General features: G+C 56.3%; 9 protein-coding genes and 1 tRNA gene. 5 read left to right on the top strand and 5 right to left on the bottom strand.

The features are described 5' to 3' along the window. Positions 1-41: 41 nt before the first annotated feature. The 4 genes from K0B93_RS14390 to K0B93_RS14375 form a co-directional block, all read right to left on the bottom strand. On the bottom strand, positions 42-1,418 hold the full coding sequence (locus K0B93_RS14390) for a tetratricopeptide repeat protein (RefSeq protein WP_219867852.1): 1,377 nt from the start codon (positions 1,416-1,418) through the stop codon (positions 42-44). 14 nt (positions 1,419-1,432) lie between these two features. Further along, positions 1,433-2,602, bottom strand: a complete 1,170-nt coding sequence (locus tag K0B93_RS14385) for an alginate biosynthesis protein Alg44 (RefSeq protein ID WP_219867851.1) — start codon at positions 2,600-2,602, stop codon at positions 1,433-1,435. 59 nt (positions 2,603-2,661) lie between these two features. After that, the gene (locus K0B93_RS14380) at positions 2,662-4,146 is read right to left on the bottom strand and encodes a glycosyltransferase family 2 protein (protein ID WP_219867850.1); all 1,485 of its coding nucleotides are present in this window, start codon (positions 4,144-4,146) and stop codon (positions 2,662-2,664) included. A gap of 80 nt (positions 4,147-4,226) precedes the next feature. Beyond that, on the bottom strand, positions 4,227-5,537 hold the full coding sequence (locus tag K0B93_RS14375) for a nucleotide sugar dehydrogenase (RefSeq protein WP_219867849.1): 1,311 nt from the start codon (positions 5,535-5,537) through the stop codon (positions 4,227-4,229). Positions 5,538-6,234: 697 nt separating this feature from the next. On the opposite strand from K0B93_RS14375, the gene K0B93_RS14370 reads away from it, so the two are divergent. The 5 genes from K0B93_RS14370 (at position 6,235) to K0B93_RS14350 (ending at position 11,103) form a co-directional block, all read left to right on the top strand. Beyond that, a tRNA-Arg gene (locus K0B93_RS14370) sits at positions 6,235-6,311 on the top strand. 347 nt (positions 6,312-6,658) lie between these two features. Next, positions 6,659-7,435: a glycosyltransferase family 25 protein gene (locus K0B93_RS14365; RefSeq protein WP_219867848.1), complete on the top strand. Its 777-nt coding sequence runs from the start codon at positions 6,659-6,661 to the stop codon at positions 7,433-7,435. Then, positions 7,435-8,172: a glycosyltransferase family 32 protein gene (locus K0B93_RS14360; protein ID WP_219867847.1), complete on the top strand. Its 738-nt coding sequence runs from the start codon at positions 7,435-7,437 to the stop codon at positions 8,170-8,172. Before K0B93_RS14365 ends, K0B93_RS14360 begins: the two co-directional genes overlap by 1 nt. Continuing rightward, on the top strand, positions 8,165-9,406 hold the full coding sequence (locus K0B93_RS14355) for an O-antigen ligase family protein (RefSeq protein ID WP_219867846.1): 1,242 nt from the start codon (positions 8,165-8,167) through the stop codon (positions 9,404-9,406). Before K0B93_RS14360 ends, K0B93_RS14355 begins: the two co-directional genes overlap by 8 nt. 626 nt (positions 9,407-10,032) lie before the next feature. Beyond that, a complete protein-coding gene (locus tag K0B93_RS14350; RefSeq protein ID WP_219867845.1) occupies positions 10,033-11,103 on the top strand; it encodes a helix-turn-helix domain-containing protein in 1,071 nt (356 codons plus the stop codon). Between the two features lie 9 nt (positions 11,104-11,112). Here the strand turns inward: K0B93_RS14350 and K0B93_RS14345 are convergent, their stop codons facing one another. Beyond that, entirely contained in the window at positions 11,113-13,554 is a 2,442-nt protein-coding gene (locus K0B93_RS14345) for an efflux RND transporter permease subunit (protein ID WP_219867844.1), read from the bottom strand. Position 13,555: the final 1 nt, after the last annotated feature.

The raw sequence follows: 13,555 nt of genomic DNA, 5'->3' as shown, positions 1-13,555 counted from the left end.
GTGGCCGCAAACCTGTTGTTTCGTAAAAAAACATTCTGTTCTTACCCCCCTTGGGTGGTGTTCGTTCGGGCGTCAGCGGTTTCCCGCTTCATCAACTGACGTCGGGCGGACAATTCCCGGTTGGCGATGGCCTCGGCTTCGTTCTCGAGAACCTTCGGCATATTGGGTACCATCTCGAGCAGCAGGTCCTTGCCCCGCTGGACGCCACCTTCCAGCGCAAGCAGCGCAAAAGCCCAGGCGTAGGTTTTGTCGACCTTTATGCCTCTGCCTTCCAAAAACATCTCGGCCAGCAGGTAGTCGGCTTTCGGGAACCCGCGCCGGGCGGCCCGGAGCAGGTAATCCCGGGCCTTGTGAGGATCCGACTCACCGAGATAACCCCGCTTGTAGATGCGACCCAGCAGGTAATCTGCCGATGCGTACTTTTGCCGGGCTTCCTTGGCATACTTGACCGCTTTTTCCGGGTCCAGAGGCACAATCCGGCCCCTCTCATAGATCCGGGCGAGCACCAGTGAAGCCTTCAGATCACCTTCCGCCCTTGAGGCTTCCAGCAACTTGATCACCTCCTCGGAATCCGCCAGGTAGGTGTTATCCATGATCAGCCGGGCTCGCCCGGTCATCGCCGGCACGTAACCAGGGATCAGCATCTGGTAGAGTTCGTTGGTGAGGGTGACCTGTTTGGCCGGCGACTCGTCGTCGGACATCCAGCGGGCAAAAAGATAGAGATCGCGGTCGGTGATACGGCCCGCTTCCCAGGCTGACCTGGCCCGGTCAACCAGCGCCTCAAAGGCGTCAGTCCGGTTCTGGCGGAGGTAAACCTGGCCCAGAATCATCAGACACTCGGGCTGGGCTTCCACAATCGGCTCGCAGAGGGATGCGATCTCGCCACCTCGGGCATCCGCCTGCCCCGCCATCAGGTAATACCGGGCCAGCGCCAGGTCACCCGCCGGATCACCCGCCGCACGGGCCCGCTCGATCCACTTGCGCGGCTGTGCGCCGGGAAACTCCTTGGAATATTCGAGGTACAGCTCCACCAGCGGCATCAGGGCACTGTCGTCGCCCTCGGCGAAAGCCTTCTTCAGGTACTGTTCACCCCGGGCCCGCTGTGCCGGACTTCCACCTTCCCGCGCCAGCAATTTCCCCAGCCTTACCCAGGCGCGATCACTGCCTTGCTCAGACGCTTCGCCGTACCAATGCAACGCCTTCTTCAGGGCCACATCGGAATCCTTCTCCGCGTATAGATCGCCCAATTCCACCTGGGCATCGGCGATACCGAAGCGTGCCAGTTCTTCCAGTTGGGCCCGCGCGGCCTCAATGTTGCCAGCCGCGGCTTCCCGTTCAGCACGCTCGATGTCTGGCACGCCACTGCAGCCGGCAAGACCGATCATGAGAACGCTGATTACGCCTGCTTTCCGAGACATCACGCCAGCTCCGCTCAATTTCCTGACACGCGGTCGACCAGGCCTTCAACAGCGGCCAGCTGGAAAACATCGACGGTGACGCCGATGGGCCGACCGATCGATTCCATCGGCAGCGGCTTTTCAGCCTGAATCAGGGCGTTGATTGAGTTACCCGGCTGGTTGGGTGTTTCCGAATCCACAAAGAGCGACTCGATTCGGCCGGGCTGGGTGTCACCACCGGGCAGTCGCAGGGTGACCGACTGCCCTTCTTCGAGCTCCCCGCCATCGGCGAAGTTGAAGCGGGCAATCACGTGGGCGGAGGCATCGGTGGGGGCGACCACGGCCAGCTTCTCACCTTTGCTCATGTACTGGTCTTCGGCCGGCAGCAGGTTCAGCACCTTGCAGTCGCAGGGACTGGTCAGGGTGCCCCGGACGCTCTGGCCCAGAAGTTCCTCAATCTGCTCAACCGTGTAGTTGCCATTACCCACCAGCTCGTTGACATAGGACAGCATGGGCGCGTCAAACGTGGCGATGGCCTGGCCGGCCTCCACCTGCTCCCCGGCTTCCACCAACGTGGTGACCTTCGCATCTTTGGGCACCCGAACCGGTATGTTTTCGGACGCCACCATGGCGGATTCTGCAGTGGTTACGAAATAGATCTGCCACAGCTGGTAGCCCACGAAGGCCACCGCGATGAGGCCGATCCCCATCGCCACCAGGCTGACAATCATGGCCCTGGCGCTGGCAAAGAAACCCAGCGCCTGATTGGTTTTGCCCTTGCGGGACTTGGTGAAGTTCTCCCGGGAAAGGGTGTTGAGCACATCCCCGGCAGACACCAGCTCACCGCTGAGAAAGGAGGTGATCAGGTAGCGCAGAACAGACACCTCGTTGGCGCCCAGATTCTGGAATTCGCAGCCGCAACGGTCGCCCTGCCCACCCATGTTCCTGGGCACGAAATCGACATCGACCGCGAAGTCGAAACCGTCGATCTTGAAAACCAGTCGCCCGTTGTAAACATGGCCCTGTCGCAGCGATTCATTGCCGAGATGGATGCTGACGCCGCCGGCAGACACATCCGCTACCGGAAACTTCATCATGGTGCCATCGAGCTTGATGAACAGCTTGGCCGGCATTCGGACCCGGGCATACTGTCGCTGGGCTTCGGATTCATGGACAAACTGCGGTGCTATCGCTGCCGTATTCATTGCTTAACCCTTACTTGTGTGAGTTCTCTGTAAAACGTTCTGCCCTGATAAATGACGACTCAGACGATGAACATCACGGTCGCCAGAAAGACACTGGCGGCGGAGAAGGTCATCACCCGCGACGACCAGCGGTTCAGGCGTTGCTGGAACGACGCCGAATCGGTGCTGAAACTGGTTTTCTGGCGCGTCCACGATTGCCGGTCGAGCCGGAAGAACACGTAGATCTTCATCAGTGACCCGAAGATCTGGTTGAAGTAGAGGATGACCGGGTAGGCCGGCCCCACCGGATGGCCGGTCGCCATCAGCAATGCACTCAGCACCAGACGGGTCAGACCAATCCACAGGAGGTAGGCCACCAGAATCACGCCCGAATACTTCAGCGAGGCGACGATGGCTGCGGTCAGGCCCAGGATGCTGGTCCACATGGAGATGCGTTGGTCCCAGAGCACGTACCAGGTGAACCACCCAAGGCGACGGGGCCCCAGCTTGGTGGCCCGGCTGTTCTGGCGGAGGTTGTTGCCGTACCACCGGAACATCAGCTGTCGGGCCGACCGGATAAAGCTCGGATCGGGCGGATGCTCCACGGTGTGAATGGACGCATCGGGCACATAGAAGGTGTCGTAGCCCAGACGCATCATGCTGAACCAGCTGGACTTGTCATCGCCGGTCAGAAACCGGAAACGACCCAGGCGCCAGTGTTTTAGGGAGTCGTATTCGACATCGCCAATGAACTCCGGACGGGTGATCACGCTGGCGCGAAACACGGACATCCGGCCGGTCAGCGTCAGCACCCGGCGGGCCAGACCCATCGAACACATGTTGATGTGGCGCTGGGCAAAGCGGAGCTTGTGCCACTCCGACATCAGGTAACTGCCATGAACCTCGCAGAACTCATTGGTGGTCAGCGCGCCAACATGCGGCATCAGGCGGAAGTAGGGAGCCGTGGCCCGCACAACGCCCGGGTTCAGAACCGTGTCGCCATCGACCACTGCCGCTACGGCGTTATCATCCGGCACGTCCCGGGAAATGGCCCGGAACCCGTAGGCCAGACCGTCGCGTTTACCGGTGCCGGGAATCCGGACCAGCCGCAGCTTCACCCGCTCGGGCGGATCCAGACGACGCCAAAGCGCCCGCATCAACATCTCGTCTGAGAGTTCGACGATGGACGCCACTACCGTTGTCGGCCAGCCGCAATCAATCGCCTCCTGAATGATGGAGGCGTACACCTTGGCCGTCGTCTCCGCGTCAATCCGGAAACTGGTCACCATGAGATAGACGTGGGAAGGCGCGGCCTCATCGCCCAGCTTCCTGGCCTGGGCCCGGATTCGGGGGTAGGCAACGTGCAGAAAGTACATGCCCCGGACAAAATGGATGATGCCCACCGAATAGCGCCAGAGGCCGATGCCACCCACCAACAGAATAAAGTGCGCCCCGCCCGGCACGATGAACTCCCGCGGCAGCGAGACCGCAAGGGCACCAAGAATGGCCACGTAAAACAGCCAGCCTGCTGCCCGCGACAGGGCGTTATCCGTCATCCACGACATGCTCATGCTCTCCAGATACCTGCATACATCTCATTCGAACCGGTTCCCCGACCCCGCCGGTGCGGGGCCGGGGCGTGCCTTTACCAGCAGATGCCTTCGAGCACGTCATTGGTGGTGGTCTTCATGAAGCCCACCAGGTCCACCACGCGCTTGCCCTCGGGCACGTCCGCGATGATGGTTTCGAACAGCTCATCGTTGTTGCCCACGACGACAACATCGCCGTGCTCCACCACGCCGCGGAGGTCACTGTCCATGAGGTTGGAGAGATGGGGGATTTTCTGGTTGATGTATTCGCGGTTCGCGCCATGGGTGCGGGCGTAATCCACGTTGCGATCGAAGATCTTGAGGTCGTAGCCTTTGCCAATCAGCATCTCGGCCAACTCAACCAGCGGACTTTCGCGCAGGTCATCGGTGTTGGATTTGAAGCTCAGGCCCAGCATGCTGATCTTGCGACGGCCGTAGCCGGTCACAATATTGAACGCATGGGTTACCTGCTCGTCGTTGCTGCTCATGATGGAACTGAGCAACGGATTGCGAACGTCCAGCTGGTTGGCGCGGTAAGTCAGTGCCCGCACGTCCTTGGGCAGGCATGAGCCGCCGAAGGCAAAGCCCGGGCGCATGTAGTAGCGGGAGATGTTCAGCTTGTTGTCCACGCACATCACGTCCATGACGTCCCGGCCATCGACGCCCATGGATTTGGCGATGTTGCCGATCTCATTGGCAAAGCTGACCTTGGTGGCGTGCCAGACATTGCAGGTGTACTTGATCATTTCCGCCACTTCGATGGGCTTGCGGATCAGCGGCGCATCCAGATCCGCGTACAGCTCCGCCAGCAGCTCACCGGAACGCTCGTCCAGCTCGCCAATGACCGTCATGGGCGGCTGGTCATAGTCCTTGATCGCCGTGCTTTCGCGCAGGAACTCCGGGTTCACACACACGCCAAAGCCTTCGCCGGCCCTCTTCCCTGACACCTCTTCCAGAATCGGGATGACCAGGTCACGGACGGTGCCCGGCAGGACAGTGCTGCGTACCACCACCAGGTGCCAGTCAGGCTTTTCCTTCAGAGCCAGGCCGATATCGCCAGCAACCTTCTCGACGAAAGTCAGGTCGAGGTCGCCATTGCTCTTGCTGGGCGTACCGACACAGATCATGGAAAGATCGGAATTCTGGACAGCGTCATAACCGTCCGTGACGCCACGAATGCGACGACTGCGAACGCCCTCACCCAGCAACTCCTCGAGGCCCGGTTCAACGATCGGGGAACGGCCACTGTTAATCAGATCAATCTTCACCGGCGATACATCCACACCGATCACCTCATGACCGCGGCGCGCCAGACTGGCTGTACACACAGCGCCAACGTAACCCAATCCAAATATGCTTACTCTCATCGCACTCGTCCTCTTCTCGTTACATCAACGATTCATGTATTTGACGTCTTTACCGGACCACCGTCTGGTTTCCGTCGTTCTCAGGCTGGAACGCCTGTATTGGCTCGCCAACTCCAACGTGTTGCCGGTAACAGCACACCTTTACACCGGCTGTCTCAGAAAACTCCTGCAGATCGGAACTGACATTCGGCGCACCCGTACTGCGCTTGAAGTCGGGTGTAACCGTTGCGTTACAGTGCAAAAACGTACAGAAACAAAACCTTAAACTCCTGTTACAAAAGGATAATTTTTTTGAGGTGCCGACATTGACATGTCTTCGATGCGGTTCTGGCGTTGAAAAAGACAGACTGGTGCGCAAACTTATGTTTTGAGGGGAATGAACTGTGAAACTGCGCCAGAAACAGTGGCGGTGCTTGCGGCAGATTTTTGACTTTCGAGGGAATCTTTAATTCAAAAGGAATTAGAAAAGCAGAGAAGTATGCATAATTGATATTAGGGTGCGGAGCTATCCATTACACACTTGTGGCGGTTTCCAAATCGTCATAAACAAGAAACATCTTTTATTCAGGATTCGGATTTTGCAGTCGACCAACCGTAACTGGTGGAAAAGACGGATCGGCGGGAAGGGCTGGACAGAAGGGAGCTTCGCACGTAAGATTGCGCACTCGAAATTGACGCACTGCCGTCAACTTTCGTTCCGCCCGTAGCTCAGCTGGATAGAGCGCTGCCCTCCGGAGGCAGAGGTCAGAGGTTCGAATCCTCTCGGGCGGGCCATTTTTCACTCGAAAACAACTCACACTCTCCTTTCGCAATAGCGACATTTCCTTCGGCAACTCTCAAACATCTTGGGAAGCCTTCTTGCTGCATGGCATAAAAGAATAAGATCAACGTTCAATCGCAGTGGGCATCATCATAAACTCCAAGCTGCCGATCGGTAGTGACCTTAATCCTGAATCCCCCGGCCCGTCTTGATGCTCTTCCGAATGCTATGCTCTGCGATAAGGAAATCGTTATTTCCGCTCATCGCCCTCTGCTGAAATACACTCTAAAAAGCCGGGAACGGTTAAGCTAGAGGGACCCAAGTCAGCTTGGATTAATCGTACGGAAGCGAGTAAGGCCTTGTGACCAAAATCATCGTAATCAACATCGACGAAGCCAAGGACAGATGGGAGCATATCTCGCGACAGCTCAGCGAGATGGGCCTCGTCGCTGAGCGATTTGCTGCAATTGATGGAAGAAAACAAAATCACCCCCTCTTCGATCGCTATGACGATCGCCTGAGAAAGAAGATAAAGGGTGATTCATTGAGCCTTGGACAGCTGGGATGCTTCGCAAGCCACTTCCTTGTCTGGAAGCGTTGCCTGGAGCTTGGTGAGCCCGTGATTGTGTTAGAGGACGACGTTACCGTAGTCGGCGAAAGACTAGAGGAGTTTCTGGAAGTAGCGGGCAAGCTTGACGATCGAATTGAATGTGTTCGCCTTTTCAAAAACAAGACAAAGCACCATAAGGTTCTCCCCTACGCTTCCTGTGGCGACCTGGCCATCGTCAAATATACCAAGGGCCCGATGAGTGCTATGGGTTACTATTTAACGCCCAAAGGTGCCCACAAGCTCATCTCAAACGCCGACAAATGGTATCTTGCTGTTGATATGTATATGGACCGTTTCTGGGTAAATAATGTGGAATGCTTCGGGACCGTACCCGAATGTATAAAACACGATTATCTTTTCGACTCCATGATTGGCTACGAGGACAAACCGAAAAGAGCCCTTTCAACAAAAACTAGAAGGGAGCTGTTTTCGCTCACTGAAAACACTCGTCGCTTTTTTCATAACCTGAAATTCCGGATCTATCATTCCGGTCACCCCTACCCTGTTCGTAACGAAAGAACCGTTTGATGGCGGAAAAAAAGCAGAAAATCCCGAAAAAACTTCATTTCATCTGGGTCGGTGACGACAAGCTTCGCCCCAACGCCTACATCGAAACCTGGCGAAAAATGCACGAGGGCTTTGAAGTAAAGGTTTGGGATAACGATGATCTTCGTGATACTCCCTGGAAGACGAAGCATTTAATGGAGCATGCCCTGAAGGTCGGGGGGCAATATGCCGCGATTGCCGACCTCATGAGGTGGGAGATTCTTTTGGCTGAGGGCGGAATAGCCCTCGATGCTGACTCGGTATGTTTGGAAACGCTACCTGACTGGTTATTGGAGTGTGACCTTTTTGCAGTCTGGGAAAATGAATATAGCCGACCGGGTCTTGTCGCAAACGGGTACGTTGGATGCGCACCTCAACACCCGGTCATTCAGAGTATCGTCGAGGATCTGTCAGAGCTCGAACGCTGGCCAAGAAGATTCTCTTTCTCAAGAAGGGCGTGGCGTTATTCGCCCGCGTGGAAATTGACGGGACCCGGCGCATTTACAAAAGCCTTGATGTCGTCCACTGACAAGACTGCAACGATTTTGCCGAGCCATTTTTTTATACCAGTTCATTACTCCGGGATAAAATATAAGGGCAATGGACCTGTCTATGCGTGCGAGTTCTTCTCCAGCACACCTCAATCTTCTCAAATGATGGACCTTTCCTTATCCGCTGACGAATTAATTGCAGTAGCCAAAGGCTTGCTTAATGAATGATTTTACCTTGAGGAGGCTGGAGGGGCTTGTCGCCGCAGCCGTCTTGTTGTTTTTCGCATGTTCAATACTATTTCCCTGGGCAGAAATTGCTCGTTTCTTTTTCTTCGGGTTGTCGCTCCCGTTAGCTTTTTATTATGTCTACAAACGAAAACTACCCAGTGAGTTTTTGTCTTTTCCAATACTGATAATGATCGCCCTGGTTGGTTATTTGGTCGTTAACTCTTTCCTTTTAAGTGATGTGAGCGGTTATCAGGATTTTCGTCGGCTTCGTTGGGGATTAGAGATCGCTCTTTTCTTACTCGCGATCACGATAGCTTGCCGTTACTGGGTCGCCAACCCTTGTACGATGGGTCGAAGTTTTGCTTTAACCTCGGGTCTGGCCGCTCTGCTACCTGTTGCGGTCTATGTCGTGGACGGGGATTTTTCTCAGAGGATCACCGGCGCGGGCTTCCTCGATCATCCGATCCGGGGTGCCTCGACATTGTTGGTGTTGTGGGCTTTTGGAGCAATTGGGTTCTTGCTGGCAAAAAATCGAGTGGGGCTACTTGACTGGATTCTTCTGGTTATTTCGGGTGCCCTGGTTTTTTTATTCGTTGTGCTCTCACAAAGCCGAGGCCCGATAGGGTCTGCCGTTCTGCTGTTTGGGCTACTGCTGTTCAGTATTTCCATAAAAACCGCGAACAGAAAGAGTCTTTTCCTCTGGGGAAGCGGTCTGCTGGTGGGGCTTGCCGCCTCGTTATGGTTTTCTGGCGCTTATGAATCGATTGTAGAGAAGGCCAGTGATCGAGGGCTCTCATACCGGCTGGAAATCTGGACGGCAGTCATTCAGCATGCTTCGTCGTTCTGGACATTTGGCGTGGGACAGGCGACAGCCTTCAGCGACACGCTTCCTGGAAAGGATCTGGTGACAAGTGTCGGCGTGACGTTTGATCATACTCATAACATCTTCCTTCAGGCACTATTGGTTGGCGGGGTCCCCGCACTGGTGTTGGTTGTCGTGATTATCGGCTCTTTGATGCTCAGGCTCGCATTAATGAAGCAGGAACCACTGGAGGTGCGCGTGGGGATGTTGGCGCTGGTGCTGTTAGTCGTCTCTATTAACGTAACGGATACCGTCCGTTTCCTATCTTCGCCGAAGCCTGACTGGGTTCTTTTTTGGGCGCCCTTAGCATTTTGTGCGGTGTTCACAGGTGCAGCACCAAAAACGGCCTCAGGGTCTGGCGATCATGATTGATCCATCATTGGACTTTCACCACTATAGTGGGACCATCCGGAGTAGGGTTTTACAAACGAATCTATAGACCATCTAATCGCTTGAATCACCTTGTGGCAGCCCAATTAGAGACTCACTAGAACACCCTAAAAACACCCCAAAATAGAGCCCTCCGGAGGCAGAGGTCAGAGGTTCGAATCCTCTCTGGGGGCATTTTTTTGGATGTGTCCACGGTATTTCCAAGCAGTTCAAATCTTCTGCCAACTCTAACCACCATTGACCCTTCCCCAGCTTGTCAATCGCTATCCGGGAACTCTCATAACTTGAACCTTTTTGTGTTAACAAGCGGTTTTTTGGTAGTCACTTTGCATGCATTTCGTCAGCAAATTCAACGAGTAACAGGCCATAGAAATTCGCAACAAGGCCCGGACCCGCCGTTTATGGGCAAAAGTCTGTAAGTAATAAGTTTTCAATTGACGGTCGGTTCGTGATTTACAGGACAGAAACGAACGAGCCGGGTTTCCGTTTTTGGCACCTACATTTCAATCAGAGCAAAATAATGGACCCGAATCCCCTGCTGTAAAATCTCACGTCTTGCAGTAAGCTCGGCTCACACAACAAGAAATGCGGCACTAGAGGGAAACGTTTTGCTCATCCTGACGGGATTTGGTCTCGGCTGTCTGGTTTGCCTGTTCTTCATTATCCTGCGGGATTTTCGACATCAGCTGGTGGGGCAGATCTTTCTGCTGATTCTTCTCTCCGCCACGGCCTATCTCGTTGCTCCGTTGGTTCCACAGGACTGGCGCTGGATTGCCTCCGACCTCCAAACCGCCATGCCCGGCCTGTTCTGGGTTGTCTGCCAACTCATATTCGCGTCGCGCCCCCGATTTCGCTCGGTCTGGGGATTCCTGGCGCTTTACAGCTTCGTGGTCCCGGCCCTGGCAAGACCCCATGTGATCGCTGGCGAATCTTCTGACCTGGCGGTCTTCTTTGGCTGGGAACTGGGCCGGTGGTTTGAATACATAGTGGTCCTGCATGCGCTCATGCACGTCATCCGACACTGGCGAGCGGATCTGGTGGAGTCCCGCCGACGCGCCCGGCTGGCGTTCCTGCTGATTGTTGGCGGCTCCGTCGGTATCGCGACCGTCAGCCTGAACTTCGGCCTCTACCACGAGTATTCCCGAAGCATCATCGTCAGCTTTGCGGCCCTGACCACCCTGCTCTGTTTCGTGTCCGCCCGCGAGGGCATTCTTGAATTGTCGCCCGAAACCCAGACTGAACAGGCGCAACCGTCAGGACACGCGGTTGCGCCCGCCTCGGGGGCAACCGCCGATTTGGAGAACAACGAGGATCTGACTGCCTTGAACAGGCTGATGGACGAAGGGTTTTACACCACCGAGAAACTGACACTAAAGCGGCTGGCCGAATCCCTCCAAATTCCCGAGTACCGGGTGCGCAAAACCATCAACCAGACACTCGGGTATCGCAACTTCAATGACTACATCAACCACCTGAGAATCGAAGACGCCGCACGACGGTTGGCCCGGGAACCGGAAACGCCCATTCTCAACATCTCTCTTGATGTCGGGTATCGCACCCTCAGTTCCTTTAATCGGGCCTTCCGGGACATCATGGAGACCACACCAACTGAATTCCGCCTGGAAAACCATCCTGACAAAAAAAAGCCACCCCTGGGGGGTGGCAAAGGTCAGAGATAACTCTTCAGGTCAGCTTCTGGAATAGGCTCCGGCCCCCGAGAAACCATCCTGAGCCGTCGAGGTTTCCTTCCGCTGGCTCTGGACGGGGCATTCCGGTTCGTCTGGTTGCTTTGCAAGCGAGCGGTCGCGGAACAACACCGCCGCGATCGCCGGCAACAGCAGAATGGCGCCGAACAGGTTCACCAGGAACATGAACGCCAGCAGGATCCCCATATCGGCCTGGAACTTCAGGTCCGAGAAGTACCAGGTCGCCACGGAGACGGTCATGGTCAACGCCGTAAACGCCGACGCCGTGCCACGCTGCTTCAGTGCTTCGAAAAACGCCTCCTGAATGCTGCAGTCGCGGGCATCCAGCTCGTGCTTCATGCGCTCGAACAGGTAGATGCCGTAGTCGATACCACTGCCCACACCCAGGGCGATGACCGGCAGGGTGTTCACCTTCAGGCCGATGCCCAGCAATGACATGAAGGCGTTGCACAGCAGCGTCACCAGGGCCAGCGGCAGGATGATGCACAGGCTGATCCGGAGACTGCGGAACATGGCCAGACACAGCAGGGTCACCGAGGCGAACAGCGCGCCGTTGACCCACGGGTTTGCCGCGGTTACCGCTTCGTTGGTGGCGGCCATCACCCCGACGTTGCCGGAAGCCAGACGATAGGTCAGGGTGTCGTTGTCATAGACGGACTTGAACTCCTTAATGGCCGTGACAATGCCGGATATGGTCTCGGCCTTGTGATCGCTCAGGAACACCGAAATGGCCATCGCGTCACAGGCGGTGTTCATCAGCGTACTGCCATCGCGGGTCGCAAACGCGACACCCTGGGCTACCTGGGCGCGGTTGCCCGGCACCACGTGCCACTTGGGGTTGGTTTCCGCGTAGTTCTGGGTAACGCCCTTCACAAACCCCGGCAGCGCACCGACAGAAGCCACACCCGGCTGCTGACGAAGGAACAGTTCAAATTCTTCCAACTGCTGCATCAGCTCAGGCTGAACACAGGGCATGTTGTCGCCGTCGGCTTCAACCACGACCTGCAGTACGTCAACACCGACGGAATACTGCGAGGTGACCGCCCTGACGTCCTGGTTGTAGCGGGCGTCATCACGTAGCTCCGGTACGCCGTCCCCGAGATCCCCCACGTGCATCTGGTCCGCCTGGTAGATGCCATAGCCCGTCAGAGCCAGAGCGCAGACAATGGGCACCCACGCTTTCGGTGTGGTTGCCAGTACGCTGAGCTTTTCCCAGAACCAGTAGTGAGAGCCTTTACCCGTCAGTCGGTCCAGTGCGTGCTGATCCATCTTGGTAAACGACAGGAGAGGCGGCAGCACCAACGAGTTGGTGAGAATCATGACGCCAACCCCCAGGGTCGCGGTGACGGCCAGCTCATGCACCATCTGGATATCGACGAATGCAATGACCAGGAAACCCAGTACGTTGGCCGCCAACGCGACCACACTGGGAACCACCAGATCGGTCAGGCTGTCTTCAGCCGCGGTGCGGATATTGGCACCGGCCAGCACATCAAGTTTCCAGGAATTGCACATCTGCACCGCGTGCGACACGGCGATGGCAAAGATCAGGAAGGGCACCAGAATCGACATCGGGTCCAGGCTGAGCCCCAGCAGCGGCAGCAGGCCCAACAGCCAGACAACCGGCAGCGATGCGGTGACCAGGGTGAGCAGGGTCAGGCGCTTCGAGCGGGTGTACCAGTACAGCAACACCGCGATAATAACGACCGCAACGGCGAAGAACACGAGCACACCACGGGCGCCGTTGGCGATATCACCAATGGCCTTGGAGAAACCGATGATGTTGACTTCAAGGGACTCGTTCTCAAGTTCGGAACGGATGTCCTCGAGGTTGTTCGCAACGGCTTGCAGGTCAATCTTCTCACCCGTGTCCGGATTCACTTCCTGAAGGGTTGCGACGACCATTGCCGATCGCAGGTCATTGGCGACAATCTGGCCAACCCAACTGGATTTGAGGGTCCGCTCCCGGATTTCTTTCAGTTCTGCCTGTGTACCGGAGTAGTCGGCTTCAATCAGGTTACCCCCGACAAAACCTTCCTCAACCACCTCGGAGTAGCGAACATTCGGCGTGAACATCGACGTCACAGAGCTTCGTTCAACGCCCTCCAGATAAAACACGGATTCGGTCGCCTGCTTTAACGAGCTCAGGAATTCCTTGTCGAACACCGTGCCATTTTCGTTGCGCAGGGACACCATGATCCGGTTCGCACCCACAAACTCGCCCTGGTAGTCCAGGAAGGTGCCCATGTACTCGTGACTGAGCGGGATCATCTTCATGAAGCCCGCATCCACGCGCAAATGACTGGCGGAGTAGCCGAGGGCCAGCGTGATGGCCGCCATGACCACCAGCAAGGTAATACGGAATCGGAACACCCCGCGGGCCAGTACTCGGGTCAAGCCCGTTTTCTTCTGCTCTGAATTCATG

It is taken from the genome of Marinobacter sp. F4218, assembly GCF_019443085.1.
Classification (GTDB): Bacteria; Pseudomonadota; Gammaproteobacteria; order Pseudomonadales; family Oleiphilaceae; genus Marinobacter; species Marinobacter albus.
This window is presented reverse-complemented; position numbering and strand designations above follow the sequence as displayed.

Coding starts and splice junctions, on each gene's coding strand:
- K0B93_RS14390 (WP_219867852.1), bottom strand. CDS start 1,418: ATGTCTCGGAAAGCAGGCGTAATCAGCGTTCTCATGATCGGTCTTGCC.
- K0B93_RS14385 (WP_219867851.1), bottom strand. CDS start 2,602: ATGAATACGGCAGCGATAGCACCGCAGTTTGTCCATGAATCCGAAGCC.
- K0B93_RS14380 (WP_219867850.1), bottom strand. CDS start 4,146: ATGTCGTGGATGACGGATAACGCCCTGTCGCGGGCAGCAGGCTGGCTG.
- K0B93_RS14375 (WP_219867849.1), bottom strand. CDS start 5,537: ATGAGAGTAAGCATATTTGGATTGGGTTACGTTGGCGCTGTGTGTACA.
- K0B93_RS14360 (WP_219867847.1), top strand. CDS start 7,435: ATGGCGGAAAAAAAGCAGAAAATCCCGAAAAAACTTCATTTCATCTGG.
- K0B93_RS14355 (WP_219867846.1), top strand. CDS start 8,165: ATGAATGATTTTACCTTGAGGAGGCTGGAGGGGCTTGTCGCCGCAGCC.
- K0B93_RS14345 (WP_219867844.1), bottom strand. CDS start 13,554: ATGAATTCAGAGCAGAAGAAAACGGGCTTGACCCGAGTACTGGCCCGC.